12 protein-coding genes are annotated in these 14,819 nt (G+C 55.1%); 7 read left to right on the forward strand and 5 right to left on the reverse strand.

The window, feature by feature from the left end; all coding sequences use genetic code 11:
* Positions 1 to 5: 5 nt before the first annotated feature.
* Both aceE and pdhR read right to left on the reverse strand, forming a co-directional pair.
* The gene (aceE, locus tag ENTMO_RS0102405) at positions 6 to 2,669 is read right to left on the reverse strand and encodes a pyruvate dehydrogenase (acetyl-transferring), homodimeric type (RefSeq protein ID WP_010426933.1); all 2,664 of its coding nucleotides are present in this window, start codon (positions 2,667 to 2,669) and stop codon (positions 6 to 8) included.
* 123 nt (positions 2,670 to 2,792) lie between these two features.
* On the reverse strand, positions 2,793 to 3,557 hold the full coding sequence (gene pdhR / locus ENTMO_RS0102410; protein ID WP_006173806.1) for a pyruvate dehydrogenase complex transcriptional repressor PdhR: 765 nt from the start codon (positions 3,555 to 3,557) through the stop codon (positions 2,793 to 2,795).
* 537 nt (positions 3,558 to 4,094) lie between these two features.
* On the opposite strand from pdhR, the gene aroP reads away from it, so the two are divergent.
* The 3 genes from aroP to ENTMO_RS0102425 all read left to right on the forward strand — a co-directional run bounded on the left by aroP (position 4,095) and on the right by ENTMO_RS0102425 (position 7,989).
* Positions 4,095 to 5,465, forward strand: a complete 1,371-nt coding sequence (gene aroP, locus ENTMO_RS0102415) for an aromatic amino acid transporter AroP (RefSeq protein WP_010426936.1) — start codon at positions 4,095 to 4,097, stop codon at positions 5,463 to 5,465.
* Between the two features lie 165 nt (positions 5,466 to 5,630).
* Positions 5,631 to 7,028, forward strand: a complete 1,398-nt coding sequence (locus ENTMO_RS0102420; protein ID WP_010426938.1) for a glycoside-pentoside-hexuronide (GPH):cation symporter — start codon at positions 5,631 to 5,633, stop codon at positions 7,026 to 7,028.
* Between the two features lie 10 nt (positions 7,029 to 7,038).
* Positions 7,039 to 7,989, forward strand: a complete 951-nt coding sequence (locus ENTMO_RS0102425; RefSeq protein WP_010426939.1) for a glycoside hydrolase family 43 protein — start codon at positions 7,039 to 7,041, stop codon at positions 7,987 to 7,989.
* Between the two features lie 18 nt (positions 7,990 to 8,007).
* Here the strand turns inward: ENTMO_RS0102425 and ampE are convergent, their stop codons facing one another.
* A complete protein-coding gene (gene ampE / locus ENTMO_RS0102430) occupies positions 8,008 to 8,862 on the reverse strand; it encodes a beta-lactamase regulator AmpE (RefSeq protein ID WP_010426941.1) in 855 nt (284 codons plus the stop codon).
* 9 nt (positions 8,863 to 8,871) lie between these two features.
* Positions 8,872 to 9,423 carry a 1,6-anhydro-N-acetylmuramyl-L-alanine amidase AmpD gene (ampD, locus tag ENTMO_RS0102435; protein ID WP_010426943.1) on the reverse strand — a complete coding sequence of 184 codons (552 nt, stop codon included), beginning with the start codon at positions 9,421 to 9,423 and terminating at the stop codon, positions 8,872 to 8,874.
* An 87-nt stretch (positions 9,424 to 9,510) separates the two neighbouring features.
* Here ampD and nadC point away from each other — a divergent pair, with 87 nt between their 5' ends.
* From nadC to hofC, 4 genes are all read left to right on the forward strand, one after another.
* On the forward strand, positions 9,511 to 10,404 hold the full coding sequence (gene nadC, locus ENTMO_RS0102440) for a carboxylating nicotinate-nucleotide diphosphorylase (protein ID WP_010426944.1): 894 nt from the start codon (positions 9,511 to 9,513) through the stop codon (positions 10,402 to 10,404).
* 173 nt (positions 10,405 to 10,577) lie between these two features.
* The gene (gene ppdD / locus ENTMO_RS0102445) at positions 10,578 to 11,015 is read left to right on the forward strand and encodes a prepilin peptidase-dependent pilin (protein ID WP_010426947.1); all 438 of its coding nucleotides are present in this window, start codon (positions 10,578 to 10,580) and stop codon (positions 11,013 to 11,015) included.
* A gap of 12 nt (positions 11,016 to 11,027) precedes the next feature.
* Positions 11,028 to 12,410, forward strand: coding sequence for a type II secretion system protein GspE (gspE, locus tag ENTMO_RS0102450; protein WP_010426950.1), 1,383 nt, complete (start codon positions 11,028 to 11,030; stop codon positions 12,408 to 12,410).
* Entirely contained in the window at positions 12,400 to 13,584 is a 1,185-nt protein-coding gene (gene hofC, locus ENTMO_RS0102455; RefSeq protein WP_029484932.1) for a protein transport protein HofC, read from the forward strand. Before gspE ends, hofC begins: the two co-directional genes overlap by 11 nt.
* 43 nt (positions 13,585 to 13,627) lie before the next feature.
* Here hofC and ENTMO_RS0102460 read toward each other — a convergent pair whose 3' ends face one another.
* A complete protein-coding gene (locus ENTMO_RS0102460) occupies positions 13,628 to 14,671 on the reverse strand; it encodes a GMP reductase (RefSeq protein ID WP_010426954.1) in 1,044 nt (347 codons plus the stop codon).
* Between the last annotated feature and the right edge of the window lie 148 nt (positions 14,672 to 14,819).

The raw sequence follows: 14,819 nt of genomic DNA on the forward strand, positions 1-14,819 counted from the left end.
ACCTCTTACGCCAGACGCGGGTTAACTTTTTCTGCATCGATGTTGAATTTGGTGATTGCGTCCGCAACCACTTTCTTATCGATTTCGCCACGTTTAGCCAGTTCGCCCAGTGCTGCTACAACCACGTAAGAAGCATCAACTTCGAAGTGGTGACGCAGGTTTTCGCGGCTGTCAGAACGACCGAAGCCGTCAGTACCCAGAACGCGATAATCATCAGCTGGAACGTAAGTACGAACCTGCTCTGCGAACAGTTTCATATAGTCAGTAGACGCCACCGCTGGTGCATCGTTCATCACCTGAGCGATGTACGGAACGCGTGGGGTTTCCATTGGGTGCAGCATGTTCCAGCGCTCACAATCCTGGCCATCACGCGCCAGCTCAGTGAAGGAGGTCACAGAGTACACGTCGGAACCCACACCGTAGTCTTTCGCCAGGATCTGTGCTGCTTCACGTACGTGACGCAGGATAGAACCGGAGCCCAGCAGCTCAACTTTACCTTTGCTACCTTCGAGGGTTTCGAGTTTGTAGATACCTTTACGGATACCTTCCTCGGCACCTGCTGGCATTGCCGGCATGTGGTAGTTTTCGTTCAGGGTGGTGATGTAGTAGTAAATGTTCTCTTGCGCTTCACCGTACATGCGGGTCAGACCGTCATGCATGATGACTGCCACTTCGTATGCGTAAGACGGGTCGTAAGAGATACAGTTAGGGATAGTCAGAGACTGAATGTGGCTGTGGCCATCTTCGTGCTGCAGACCTTCACCGTTCAGAGTCGTACGACCGGAGGTACCGCCTACCAGGAAGCCGCGAGCCTGCTGGTCGCCTGCCTGCCAGCACAGGTCACCGATACGCTGGAACCCGAACATGGAGTAGTAGATGTAGAACGGGATCATCGGCAGGTTGTTGGTGCTGTAAGAAGTCGCAGCAGCCAGCCAGGATGCGCCTGCGCCCAGCTCGTTGATACCTTCCTGCAGGATCTGACCTTTCTCGTCTTCTTTGTAGTATGCAACCTGCTCACGGTCCTGCGGGGTGTACTGCTGGCCGTTCGGGCTGTAGATACCGATCTGACGGAACAGACCTTCCATACCGAAAGTACGCGCTTCATCGGCGATGATTGGAACCAGACGATCTTTGATCGACTTGTTCTTCAGCATCACGTTCAGGGCACGAACGAAAGCGATAGTGGTAGAGATCTCTTTATTCTGCTCTTCCAGCAGCTGAGAGAAGTCTTCCAGCGCTGGCAGTTCCAGCTTCTCGGTGAAGTTAGGCTGACGAGCTGGCAGGTAGCCTTTCAGCGCCTGACGACGTTCGTGCAGGTACTTGTGCTCTTCAGACCCTTCCGGGAAGGTGATGTAAGACAGGTTTTCTACCTGCTCATCGGTCACTGGAACGTTGAAACGGTCGCGGATATAACGCACGCCGTCCATGTTCATTTTCTTAACCTGGTGAGCGATGTTTTTACCTTCTGCGGTATCACCCATGCCGTAACCTTTGATGGTATGGGCCAGGATTACAGTCGCTTTACCTTTGGTTTCCTGCGCTTTTTTCAGTGCAGCGTAGACTTTCTTCGGATCGTGACCACCGCGGTTCAGGGCCCAGATCTGCTCATCAGTCCAGTCTGCAACCAGTGCAGCGGTTTCAGGATATTTGCCGAAGAAGTGCTCACGAACGTAGGCACCGTCTTTGGATTTGAAGGTCTGGTAGTCACCGTCAACGGTTTCGTTCATCAGCTGGATCAGTTTACCGCTGGTGTCTTTACGCAGCAGCTCATCCCAACGACCGCCCCACATGACTTTGATCACGTTCCAGCCAGCACCTGCGAAGATACCTTCCAGTTCGTTGATGATCTTGCCGTTACCGGTTACCGGACCATCCAGACGCTGCAGGTTACAGTTGATGATGAAGCACAGGTTGTCCAGCTTCTCACGGGTTGCAATGGTGATCGCACCTTTGGATTCTGGCTCATCCATTTCGCCGTCGCCCAGGAAGGCGTAAACGGTCTGCTCGGAGGTGTCTTTCAGACCACGGTGTTCCAGGTATTTCAGGAATTTAGCCTGGTAGATCGCACCGATTGGGCCCAGACCCATAGATACGGTCGGGAACTGCCAGAATTCAGGCATCAGTTTAGGGTGCGGGTAAGAAGACAGACCTTTACCGTGAACTTCCTGACGGAAGTTGTTCATCTGCTCTTCAGTCAGACGACCTTCCAGGAATGCACGTGCATAGATGCCCGGAGAGATGTGGCCCTGGAAGTACACCAGATCGCCGCCGTCTTTCTCGTTCGCTGCACGGAAGAAGTGGTTGAAGCACACTTCGTAAACGGTCGCAGAAGCCTGGAAGGACGCCATGTGGCCACCCAGTTCCAGGTCTTTCTTGGATGCGCGCAGAACGGTCATGATGGCGTTCCAGCGGATTGCAGAACGGATACGACGTTCCAGATCCAGATTGCCCGGGTATTCCGGTTCGTCTTCGACGGCAATCGTGTTTACGTAGTTGCTAGCCCCTGCACCTGAAGCAACCTTCACACCGCCTTTGCGGGCTTCAGAAAGCAGCTGATCAATCAGATACTGAGCGCGCTCAACACCTTCTTCACGGATGACCGATTCGATCGCCTGTAGCCAGTCGCGAGTTTCGATCGGATCCACGTCATTTTGGAGACGTTCTGACATGGGGGTATTCCTTATCTATCTAATACGTTGATTTGTCTGGAACCTGTCCCATTGTGCTCTTGGGCAAGAACACAATAAGACAGGTTCTGCGTTTAGTTGCCGCGCTCTAAAAGTACCTGGCGCTTAATCCTTTCGTTGCTGTATGCGGCGTAATGAACGTTCGCGACGCGATTGTTCACGGCTGCGGTCCAGCAAGATTTCCTCAATGAAAGCCAGATGGCGGTGCGACGCTTCACGCGCCTGCTCCGGTTCCCCGGCCATTATCGCCTCGAATACTCGGGTGCGATGGTTGCTTACCAGTGGGAGCATCTCCCGACGGGCATACAACAATTCAAAATTCTGACGAACGTTCTGGGCCAGCATCGGCTCCATGCAGCGTAGCAGATGGAGGAGCACCACGTTGTGGGCCGCTTCGGTGACGGCGATTTGATACTGGACAACGGCGCTGGACTCGGCGTCTAAATCACCGGACTGCTGTGCCCGTTCAATGGCCTGATGCAGTTCGCGGATACGCACGCGATCTTCATCAGTGCTGCGAAGGGCGGCGTAATAGGCCGCAATACCTTCAAGCGCGTGACGGGTCTCAAGCAGATCAAACTGGGATTCTGGGTGGTCAGAGAGAAGTTCTACCAGCGGATCGCTGAAGCTCTGCCACAGGCTGTTTTGCACAAAGGTTCCGCCGCCCTGGCGACGAAGCAGCAAGCCCTTTGCTTCGAGACGTTGAATAGCCTCACGCAGAGAGGGACGTGAAACGTCGAACTGTTTTGCCAGCTCGCGTTCTGGCGGAAGTTTCTCACCCGGGCGCAGAGTCCCTTCGAGGATTAAAAACTCCAGCTGCTGCTCAATCACATCAGATAGTTTTGGTTGGCGAATTTTGCTGTAGGCCATATTCCCTGTCTTACGCCTTTTTGCCCGGAGTCCATTGGTCTTACCACTTTCAAGTTCGTATCGCTAAAGTAACAAAGTATTCACCTTCTGTCCATATTGGTTTTGATTGAAATCAGTAAACCCTGCACATTTTAACAACCTTACAGAAATAACGTTTCAGAAATGTAACTTTGCACAAATGAGTTGATTACTCCCAAAGAGGCAGTTTTAACCTTAATGAAACGAGGGTTTTTGCAATCTGAAGCGATTCAACAAGGCAAATAACGAAAATTCGCCCACTTCTGGCGCATTTCTATTCTATAGGTTGGGTTAGGACGAATAAGCGGGCCGATTTACAAATGCTTTCTTTTTATTCAAGTCGTCATCAGCCCTTCATAAAGCAGGTGCATTCACAGGCGCTTACCACTATTCTTGCGCTTACGGAAGTCATCTCCGCTTTTTTCGGTCTCATTAACCGTAAAGAAATAAATACAAAATATGGATTTTCATAATTACACACGCACAGCGTGAACATAACAACCACACACGAGGTTTCAAATGGAAGCTCAACAGCACGGCGATCAGCTAAAGCGCGGGCTCAAGAACCGCCACATACAGCTCATTGCACTGGGTGGTGCTATCGGTACTGGCCTGTTTCTGGGCAGCGCGTCCGTTATCCAGTCAGCCGGTCCGGGCATTATTTTGGGGTACGCAATCGCAGGCTTTATTGCCTTTCTGATTATGCGTCAGTTGGGTGAGATGGTCGTTGAAGAGCCGGTTGCAGGCTCGTTCAGCCACTTTGCCTACAAATACTGGGGCAGCTTTGCCGGTTTCGCCTCTGGCTGGAACTACTGGGTGCTGTACGTCCTGGTTGCCATGGCTGAGCTTACCGCCGTCGGGAAGTACATTCAGTTCTGGTATCCGGAGATCCCAACCTGGGCTTCCGCTGCGGCTTTCTTCGTCATTATTAACGCCATTAACCTAACCAACGTAAAAGTGTTCGGTGAAATGGAGTTTTGGTTTGCGATTATTAAGGTGATTGCCGTAGTGGCGATGATCATCTTCGGCGGCTGGCTGCTGTTCAGCGGCAACGGCGGCCCGCAGGCGACAGTGCGCAACCTCTGGGAACAGGGCGGCTTCCTGCCTCACGGCATGACCGGCCTGGTAATGATGATGGCTATCATTATGTTCTCCTTCGGCGGCCTTGAGCTGGTGGGCATCACCGCCGCGGAAGCCGACAACCCGGAGCAGAGCATTCCAAAAGCCACCAACCAGGTTATCTACCGCATCCTGATCTTCTATGTGGGCTCGCTGGCCGTGCTGCTTTCCCTGCTGCCGTGGACCCGCGTGACCGCTGACACCAGCCCGTTTGTGCTGATCTTCCACGAGCTGGGCGATACCTTTGTGGCAAACGCTCTCAACGTGGTGGTTCTGACCGCGGCGCTGTCTGTTTATAACAGCTGCGTCTACTGCAACAGCCGCATGCTGTTCGGTCTGGCTCAGCAGGGCAACGCCCCGAAAGCGCTGCTCAACGTTGATAAGCGCGGCGTGCCGGTGAACACCATTATTGTGTCTGCAGTTGTCACGGCGCTGTGCGTGCTGATCAACTACCTGGCGCCGGAGTCAGCCTTCGGCCTGCTGATGGCGCTGGTGGTCTCTGCTCTGGTGATTAACTGGGCGATGATCAGCCTGGCGCACATCAAGTTCCGCCGCGCCAAGCAGCAGCAAGGTGCCACCACGCGCTTCCCTGCCCTGCTTTACCCGCTGGGTAACTGGGTGTGCCTGGTGTTTATGGCGGCCGTGCTGGTGATCATGCTGATCACCCCGGGGATGGCGATTTCCGTTTCCCTGATCCCGGTCTGGATTGCGATCCTCGGCGTGGGTTACCTGGTGAAACAGAAGAACCAGAAAGCCGTGAAAGCACACTAAGCCTCTCTGCGCTGTACCCGTTTTTTGCGGGTACAGCGTGTTGTTACCTTCCTCACAAATTCAGGCCTTCAGCTGTTTCATCCATATCACCGCCTTTATCCTGCAACGCATATATTCATGAGCCAGCGAATAATTCTCTCCATACCGTAAACCGGAGAGCTGTCGATGGATAACAACAAACTGTCAGTAAAAGAAAAGATCGGCTATGGGATGGGCGACGCGGGATGCAACATCATCTTCGGCGCCATCATGCTGTTTGTTAACTATTTTTATACGGACATTTTTGGCCTGGCGCCTGCGCTGGTCGGCGTACTGCTGCTGTCCGTCCGCGTGATTGATGCCGTAACGGACCCGATCATGGGGGCGATTGCCGACCGTACCCGCAGTAAATATGGCCGATTTCGTCCATGGCTGCTGTGGATCGCCTTCCCCTACGCGCTGTTCAGCATCCTGATGTTCACCACGCCAGACTGGAGCTATAACAGCAAAGTTATCTATGCGTTTGTCACCTATTTCCTGCTGTCGCTGACCTACACGGCGATCAATATTCCTTACTGCTCGCTGGGTGGCGTGATCACCAACGACCCGAAAGAGCGCGTCGCCTGTCAGTCGTATCGTTTTGTGATGGTCGGCATCGCCACGCTGCTGCTCTCATTAACGCTGCTGCCGATGGCCGACTGGTTTGGCGGGGACAATAAGGCCAAAGGCTACCAGATGGCAATGACCGTCCTGGCCCTGATTGGGACCTGTATGTTCCTGTTCAGCTTCTCTACCGTGCGCGAGCGCGTGCGCCCGGCGGTGCAAACCAACGATGAGCTGAAAAACGATCTGAAAGACGTGTGGAAGAACGACCAGTGGGTACGCATTCTGCTCCTGACCCTGTGCAACGTCTGCCCGGGCTTTATCCGCATGGCGGCCACCATGTATTACGTCACCTGGGTGATGGGCCAGAGCACCCACTTCGCCACGCTGTTTATTAGCCTTGGCGTCGTGGGCATGATGCTCGGCAGCGTGCTGGCTAAAGTGCTGACCGACCGCTGGTGTAAGCTGAAGGTGTTCTTCTGGACCAACATCGTGCTGGCGATTTTCTCCTGCGCCTTCTACTTCTTCGACCCGAAAGCCACCGTCACCATCGTGGTGCTCTACTTCCTTCTGAACATCCTGCACCAGATCCCGTCACCGCTGCACTGGTCGCTGATGGCCGACGTGGACGACTACGGCGAGTGGAAGACCGGGAAACGCATTACCGGGATCAGCTTCTCCGGCAACATCTTTTTCCTGAAGCTGGGGCTGGCGATTGCCGGAGCGATGGTGGGCTTCCTGCTCTCCTGGTACGGTTATGACGCGGGCGCAAAAGCGCAGAGCGCGGACGCCATTAACGGGATCGTGCTGCTCTTTACCGTCATTCCCGGCATTGGATACTTAATTACCGCGGGCGTAGTACGCCTGCTGAAGGTAGACCGTGAAACGATGAAACGCATTCAGGAAGACCTGGAAAAACGTCGCACCAATTACCGTGAACTGAGCGACTATCAGGAACTGAAAGCCGCAGAGACAAAATAAGGAGAGCCAAATGCATCAGTGGCCAAACCCGTTTATCGAACAACGTGCCGACCCGTACATTTTACGCCATGAGGGGCAGTACTTTTTTATCGCCTCCGTGCCGCAGTACGACAGGCTGGCGATCCGCCGCGCAGAGTCGCTGGAAGGCTTACGTAATGCTGAAGAAGTTGTGGTCTGGCGCAAACCCGAGACCGGCCCGATGAGCCAGCTGATCTGGGCGCCGGAACTGCACCACATTGACGGCAAGTGGTACATCTACTTTGCCGCGACGCATACCCAGGCGCTCGACGAACTTGAGATGTTCCAGCACCGGATGTTTGCGCTGGAGTGTGCCGACGGCGATCCGCTCACCGGTACGTGGACGGAAAAAGGTCAGATAAAAACGCAGTTCGACACCTTCGCGCTGGATGCCACCACCTTTGTTCATCAGGGAAAACGCTGGTATCTGTGGGCGCAAAAAGCGCCGGACATCTCCGGGAACTCCAATCTTTATCTGTGCGAAATGGAAAACCCCTGGACGCTGAAAGGCGAGCCGGTGATGCTCAGCAAGCCGGAGTATGACTGGGAGTGTCGCGGGTTTTGGGTCAACGAAGGTCCGGCGGTGCTGGTTCACGACGATAAGCTGTTTATCAGCTATTCCGCCAGCGCCACCGACGAGAACTACTGCATGGGGCTACTGTGGATAGACCTTAATGCCGATCCGCAAAACCCGGCAAACTGGCAAAAATCCTCGCACCCGGTGTTCGTCACCAGTTACGAAAACCGCCAGTACGGTCCGGGACACAACAGCTTTACGCAAACGCCGGAAGGGGAGGATGTGCTGGTGTATCACGCGCGTAATTACACCGAAATTGAGGGCGACCCGCTGTACGATCCGAACCGCCACACCCGCCTGAAGCTTGTCCGCTGGGACGAAAACGGGATGCCTGATTTCGGCATCCCGCCCGCGGATACGCTTTAGTCTTTGCGGCGCGCTGGCTTACACCAGCGTGCCGTAGATACTCAGCAACGCCACGACCACAACCACCACGAACGACGTTTTCTTCGCCATGGAGACAGCGGCTTTCGGCGTTTCAATCTTGTCGGTGTGCGGCTCTCGCGCCAGCGAGAACTGCGCCAGACGCGTTAACACCTGGTACTGCGACGTATGGCGGTCGGCAAGCGAGGCGAACCATGCAGGCAGCGCTTTTTCACCGTGACCAATTAACGCGTACACCACGCCCACCAGACGAACCGGGAGCCAGTCGAGCACGTGCAGGATGGCATCAATGCCTGACAGCAAGCGTTCATGGGGCGTCAGGTAACGGGCCAGCCAGGTCTGCCAGGCGCGCAGGAATGCATACCCCATCAGCAGTACCGGCCCCCACGGACCGCCCACCACGAACCAGAACAGCGGTGCCAGATAGTAGCGGAAGTTAATCCACAGAAGCGCGTTTTGCAGCTCGCGCAGAAACTCGCGCTCGTCGCAGTCCGGCGGCACGCCGTGGATCATCGTCAGCTCGCTCGCCATGGCTCCGCGCGCATGGGCATCGTCACGGGAGGCGGCTTTAAGATAAGCGTGATAGTGCATACGCACTTTGCCCGCACCAATGCACAGCACCCCAAGCAGGATCCACACCACCAGCAGCGGCACGTTGAAAAACAGCCCGTACAGCGAGCGCAGGAGCAGGAAGGTAATAAGCATGACGCCCGCCATCATCAACAGCGTACGCAGCATGGAAAAATGTTTGACCCGGCGGAAAACCCCCTCCAGCCGGTGATCCAGATGCCAGTGCTCGCCAAGTTTAAACAGGCGTTCAGCAATCATTACCAGCAGCATGGTAAACAACGTCATGGTATCTCCTTATTCTGACGACGCGGCGAGCATGGTGCGAAACCGGGACCAGTCAAAAGCCGGACCGGGATCGGTTTTTCTCACCGGGGCGATATCACTGTGTCCGGTAATATTTTCAGCGATTGCCGGATAGAGCCCGATAAGCGTTCGGGTCACGGCCGCTAACTGTTGATACTGTGAATCGGTGTAGGGCGTGGTATCCGTGCCTTCCAGTTCGATCCCAATGGAGAAATCATTGCACCGTTCGCGCCCGTGATACATCGACACCCCGGCATGCCAGGCGCGTTTATCAAAAGGAACATATTGAACCACTTCTCCGTCGCGACGGATCAGACAATGTGCCGATACGCGCAGATGAGCAATTTCAGCAAAAAAGGGATGAGCATCGGGATCAATCGTTCCAGTGAATAACGCATCGATCCACGGACCGCCAAACTCACCCGGCGGGAGACTAATATTATGAACCACCAGCAGTGTGGGCTTTTCATCCTCCGGGCGGCAATCGTGGTGCGGCGAGGGCACGTGCCGCGCATCCACCAGCCATCCGTCTTCTAACAACATGCTGGAACTCCTTCTGTATGGTGCAATGACTCGGTTCAGAGTAGCATGTTTCAATATTATGATTCGTTACCAATTTGGAGTTTTATCATGCCGCCTCGCCGCTACAACCCCGACCACCGACGTGAAGCCCTTCTGGAACGTATTAACATGGATATCCCGGCAAGCGTTGCCCATGCGTTGAAAGAAGACCTTGGCGGTGACGTCAGCGCCGACAACGATATTACCGCACAGTTGTTGCCAAAAGAGACACGCTCCCACGCGGTCATCATCACGCGTGAAGACGGCGTTTTTTGCGGCAAGCGTTGGGTTGAAGAGGTCTTTACCCAGCTGGCAGGCGATGATGTGCAGGTAACCTGGCACGTGGAGGACGGCGACACCGTCACGGCGAACCAGCCGCTATTTGAGCTCGATGGCCCGTCCCGCGTGCTGCTCACCGGCGAGCGCACCGCGCTGAACTTCGTCCAGACCTTGTCCGGGGTAGCAAGCGAAGTACGTCGCTACGTTGACCTGCTGGCCGGTACCCGCACGCAGCTGCTGGATACCCGCAAAACCCTGCCGGGCCTGCGTACCGCGCTGAAATACGCGGTGCTGTGCGGCGGCGGCGCAAACCATCGTCTGGGGTTGTCAGATGCCTTTCTGATTAAAGAGAACCACATTATTGCCTCTGGCTCCGTGCGCCAGGCGGTGGAAAAAGCCTTCTGGCTCCACCCGGACGTGCCGGTTGAAGTGGAAGTGGAAAATCTGGAAGAGCTTGAGCAGGCGATTAAGGCCGGGGCTGACATCATCATGCTGGATAACTTTGAAACCGAGCAGATGCGTGAGGCGGTAAAACTGACGAACGGACAGGCGCAGCTTGAGGTATCCGGCAACGTGACGTTCGATACCCTCCGTGAATTCGCGGAAACCGGCGTTGATTTTATCTCCGTAGGTGCCCTCACCAAGCATGTGCGGGCTCTCGATCTCTCCATGCGCTTTAAGTAATCCCGTTCTCCCCCTTCACGCGAAGGGGGAATCACAGACTTCATCGCAAAACTTTTGCCCTTCCCTGAAACGCTACGTTAAATCCCTGAAAGCCCCTTCACGTTTCCTTTTTTGCCCCTCGTTTCTGCTCCCTCTCACTGCCAGAGTAGCGGCACTTAACCTAAGGAGCAGACATGAACAGACAAAAAGGATTCACGCTCATTGAGCTAATGGTGGTGATTGGCATTATTGCCATCCTGAGCGCCATCGGCATACCCGCGTACCAGAACTACCTGCGAAAAGCCGCACTCACCGATATGCTGCAAACGTTTGTCCCTTATCGCACTGCTATTGAGCTTTGCGCGCTGGACCACGGTGGCGTGGAGCGTTGTGATGCGGGGACGAACGGCATCCCCTCTCCGACGACGACACGTTATGTTTCAGCGATGAGCGTGGCTAAAGGCGTCGTGTCGTTAACGGGGCAGGAGAGCCTGAACGGGCTTGAGGTTCTCATGACGCCGCTCTGGAGCGACGGCAATGGCATGACGGGCTGGACGCGTGACTGCAAGATCGACTCTGACAGCGCGCTCAAGCAAGCCTGTGAAGACGTTTTCCGCTTCGACACTCACTAACGGGAGCGGATGATGAATACCGAGCACCTCGTCGCACTCTGCCTGCGTCATCACGCCGTGCTACTGACCAACGATACCGACACGATCAGCATTGCCGTAGCGGGAAATCCCGGCAAGGAACTGATGGAAGCATTGCGTTTCGCGACGCAAAAACGGATTGATATTGAATGCTGGAGCGTTGAACGCATGGAAAAGCACCGGCAGATGGCATCTCAATCTCATCTCCCCGTCGTATCAGCACCGCACTCCGCGGTAGATATCCTCAACCACACGCTGCAGCAGGCGATAAGCCAACGCGCATCCGACATTCATATTGAACCGATGGAGCACGCCTGCCAGATCCGTTTACGCATCGACGGCGTACTTTGCCCGCAGCCGCCGCTTTCCGCGGCGCTGGCGACCATGCTCATCGCTCGCTTAAAGGTGTTGGGCAATTTGGATATTGCGGAGCGCCGTTTGCCTCAGGATGGTCAGTTTACGGTTGAGGTAGCCAACGAGCCGGTCTCCTTCCGTATCTCTACGCTCCCCTGTAGCGGTGGTGAGAAAATTGTGCTGCGCCTGCTGCATCAGGTTCAACAGGCGCTGGAACCCGCTAAGCTGGGAATGAATGCCGAACAGCTAGCCTGCTTTAACGAGGCCCTTCATCGCCCGCAAGGCTTGATCCTGGTGACGGGCCCCACCGGCAGCGGGAAAACCGTATCGCTTTACAGCGCGCTGCAGGCGCGTAACACTCAGGACGTCAACATCTGCAGCGTGGAAGATCCGATTGAGATACCGCTTGCCGGGTTGAACCAGACGCAGATTAACCCCCGAGCAGGATTAACCTTCCAGAGTGTGCTGCGGGCGCTGCTTCGTCAGGATCCCGACATCATCATGGTGGGCGAAATCCGTGACGGCGACACCGCAGAGATCGCCATCAAGGCCGCGCAAACCGGGCATCTGGTGCTGTCTACGCTCCATACCAATTCAATAGCGGAGACGCTTATTCGTCTTCAACAAATGGGGGTCGCCCGGTGGATGATCTCCTCAGCGCTTTCGCTGGTGATTGCCCAGCGGCTGGTTCGCCGCCTGTGTCCCCCCTGTCGCCCTGAAGCCAGCGGCCGTGAAGAATTACCTCGCGCCCTTTGGCCCAGGCCGCTTCCGCGCTGGCAACCTACAGGCTGCGATCGCTGTTATCACGGTTTTTATGGCCGCGTGGCGATTTTTGAAGTGCTGTCCATCGACAGCACGCTTCGGCAGGCGATTGCCAGCGGAGCAACCATAGAAGTGATAGAGGGCAGCGCCCGTCAGGCGGGAATGACATCGCTGTTTGAGCATGGCTGTATGGCTGTAGAAGAAGGGCTCACCACGATCGAAGAGGTAGTCCGCGTCATGGGAATGCCCGATGGCTGTTAATCAACTCTGGCGATGGCGGGCGCTTACTGCGGAGGGTGAAATCCGCACGGGCACGCTTTGGGCTATCAGTCGAGAAGCCGCTTGCAGCAGCTTAGAACAACGGCATCTTCATCCGCTGGCGCTCAATCGGTCATTGCAGCGTCCTCGATGGCAGCGTCATCACTGCTACGATATCTTTCACCAGCTCGCGACGCTGCTGCAGGCTGGCCTGACGTTGTCTCACAGCCTGCAAATGCTGGCGGAACAGCATCCGTTAAAGTATTGGCAGGCTCTGCTTCACAGCCTTGCTGACGATCTCAGTGGAGGCTGTTCCTTTTCTGCGTCAATGAATAAATGGCCGGAGGTGTTTAGCCCGCTTTATGTCTCCATGGTAAAGACAGGCGAGCTGACGGGGAAGCTGGAGGAGTGCTGTCGCCAGCTCGCACAGCAACAAAAAGCCCAGGAGCAGCTCGGTGCAAAAGTCAAAAAGGCGCTGCGCTATCCCACGATCATTCTGACCCTTGCAGCGCTGGTGGTGCTGGCGATGGTGACGCTGGTGCTGCCCGAGTTCGCCGCGATCTATAAAACGTTTAATACCCCCCTGCCCTGGCTCACGCAGGCTGTCATGGGGTTAGCCGCCGCTATTCAGGGGCACATTGTCACGCTTTTTGCCCTGCTTCTTATTTTAGTTGTTGCCGCCTGTAAGCTACGACGGCATCCGCGCTGGCAGCGCATGCTGCTGCATCTGCCCGTGATGGGCGTACTGGCGCGTGGGCAAAAATTGGGGCAGATATTTACCGTACTGTCATTAACCCAGCAAGCCGGGATCGCCTTTTTGCAGGGGCTGGAAAGTGTGGAAGAGACAGTTGAAAGCGGGTACTGGCAAACCAAACTGCGGGAGGTACGCGAACATATCGAGCAAGGAATGCCCGTGTGGTCAGCCTTTCAGCAGGCATCTGTCTTTACACCGCTGTGCATACAGCTGATTCGAACCGGTGAAATCGCGGGTGCGCTTGATGTGATGCTGGCGAACCTTGCCCGCCACCATACGGAACAGACATTTCAACAAGCAGACAATCTGGCTGCGCTTCTGGAGCCACTGTTGTTGATTGTGACAGGGTTGATTATCGGCACGCTGGTGGTCGCAATGTATCTGCCGATATTCCATCTGGGGGATGCCATGAGTGCGGGATAGTACAGAATAGTGCTGGCGCACGGACATGCGCCAGCCAACGGTATTACAGGCTATTGAAAACGCGGTTTTCCTGTTCCTGAACGCGAATAAACGTTGTGCGTTTCGTCAGCTCTTTCAGGCGGGATGCTCCCACGTAGGTGCAGGCCGAACGCAGGCCGCCGAGGATATCGCGCGCGGTATATTCAACCGGGCCGCGCAATGGCAGCTTCACGGTTTTGCCTTCCGCCGCACGGTATTTTGCCACGCCACCGACGTGACGGGTCATCGCGGATTCAGAGCTCATACCGTAGAACAGCATGAATTTCTCGCCATCTTCTTCAACGACGGTACCACCACTCTCTTCGTGGCCTGCCAGCATACCGCCGAGCATCACGAAGTCCGCACCGCCGCCAAAGGCTTTCGCAACATCACCCGGCATGGTGCAACCACCATCGCTGATGATCTGACCGCCCAGGCCGTGCGCGGCGTCAGCGCATTCAATCACGGCAGACAGCTGCGGATAACCGACACCGGTTTTCACGCGCGTAGTACATACGGAACCCGGACCAATGCCAACTTTTACAATATCTGCACCGGAGAGGATAAGTTCTTCACACATTTCACCGGTCACCACGTTGCCCGCAATGATGGTCTTAGTCGGCCAGGCTTCACGCGCTTTGCTGACAAACTGGACGAAGTGTTCGGAATAACCATTCGCTACATCAATGCAAACAAAGTTAAGTGCCGGGTTAGCGTTCAGGATCTGTTTGGTTTTTTCGAAATCCGCGTCTGAGGTGCCGGTAGAGACCATCACATGCTTCACCACATCCGCGGATGCAGAGGCGACAAACGCATTCCACTCTTCGGTACTGTAGTGTTTGTGAACCGCGGTAAGAATATCGAACTGTGCCAGGGCCGTTGCCATCTCAAAGGTACCGACCGTATCCATATTGGCAGCGATAATCGGCACGCCAGACCAGGCCTGACCGGAATGTTTAAAGGTGAATTGACGTTCGAGTTCAACGTCTGAGCGACTTTTCAGTGTAGAGCGTTTAGGGCGGATAAGAACGTCTTTAAAACCTAACTTCAGATCTTCTTCAATACGCATGTGCGGATTCCTGGGGTTAGAGGCAAATATGTTAAAAGCACAACTCCAGTGACGTTATCATACGCACTAATACCTGCTCCGCAAGACTGCGAAATTCTCTTTTTTTACGCTACAATCCTATAAATTTACCTGATAAAAAGCAGGTAAC

It is taken from the genome of Enterobacter mori LMG 25706 (assembly GCF_000211415.1).
Taxonomy (GTDB): Bacteria; Pseudomonadota; Gammaproteobacteria; order Enterobacterales; family Enterobacteriaceae; genus Enterobacter; species Enterobacter mori.

Coding starts and splice junctions, on each gene's coding strand:
- hofC (WP_029484932.1), top strand. CDS start 12,400: ATGGCTGTTAATCAACTCTGGCGATGGCGGGCGCTTACTGCGGAGGGT.
- aceE (WP_010426933.1), bottom strand. CDS start 2,669: ATGTCAGAACGTCTCCAAAATGACGTGGATCCGATCGAAACTCGCGAC.
- nadC (WP_010426944.1), top strand. CDS start 9,511: ATGCCGCCTCGCCGCTACAACCCCGACCACCGACGTGAAGCCCTTCTG.
- ENTMO_RS0102425 (WP_010426939.1), top strand. CDS start 7,039: ATGCATCAGTGGCCAAACCCGTTTATCGAACAACGTGCCGACCCGTAC.
- ppdD (WP_010426947.1), top strand. CDS start 10,578: ATGAACAGACAAAAAGGATTCACGCTCATTGAGCTAATGGTGGTGATT.
- pdhR (WP_006173806.1), bottom strand. CDS start 3,557: ATGGCCTACAGCAAAATTCGCCAACCAAAACTATCTGATGTGATTGAG.
- ampD (WP_010426943.1), bottom strand. CDS start 9,423: ATGTTGTTAGAAGACGGATGGCTGGTGGATGCGCGGCACGTGCCCTCG.
- ampE (WP_010426941.1), bottom strand. CDS start 8,862: ATGACGTTGTTTACCATGCTGCTGGTAATGATTGCTGAACGCCTGTTT.
- ENTMO_RS0102460 (WP_010426954.1), bottom strand. CDS start 14,671: ATGCGTATTGAAGAAGATCTGAAGTTAGGTTTTAAAGACGTTCTTATC.
- aroP (WP_010426936.1), top strand. CDS start 4,095: ATGGAAGCTCAACAGCACGGCGATCAGCTAAAGCGCGGGCTCAAGAAC.
- gspE (WP_010426950.1), top strand. CDS start 11,028: ATGAATACCGAGCACCTCGTCGCACTCTGCCTGCGTCATCACGCCGTG.
- ENTMO_RS0102420 (WP_010426938.1), top strand. CDS start 5,631: ATGGATAACAACAAACTGTCAGTAAAAGAAAAGATCGGCTATGGGATG.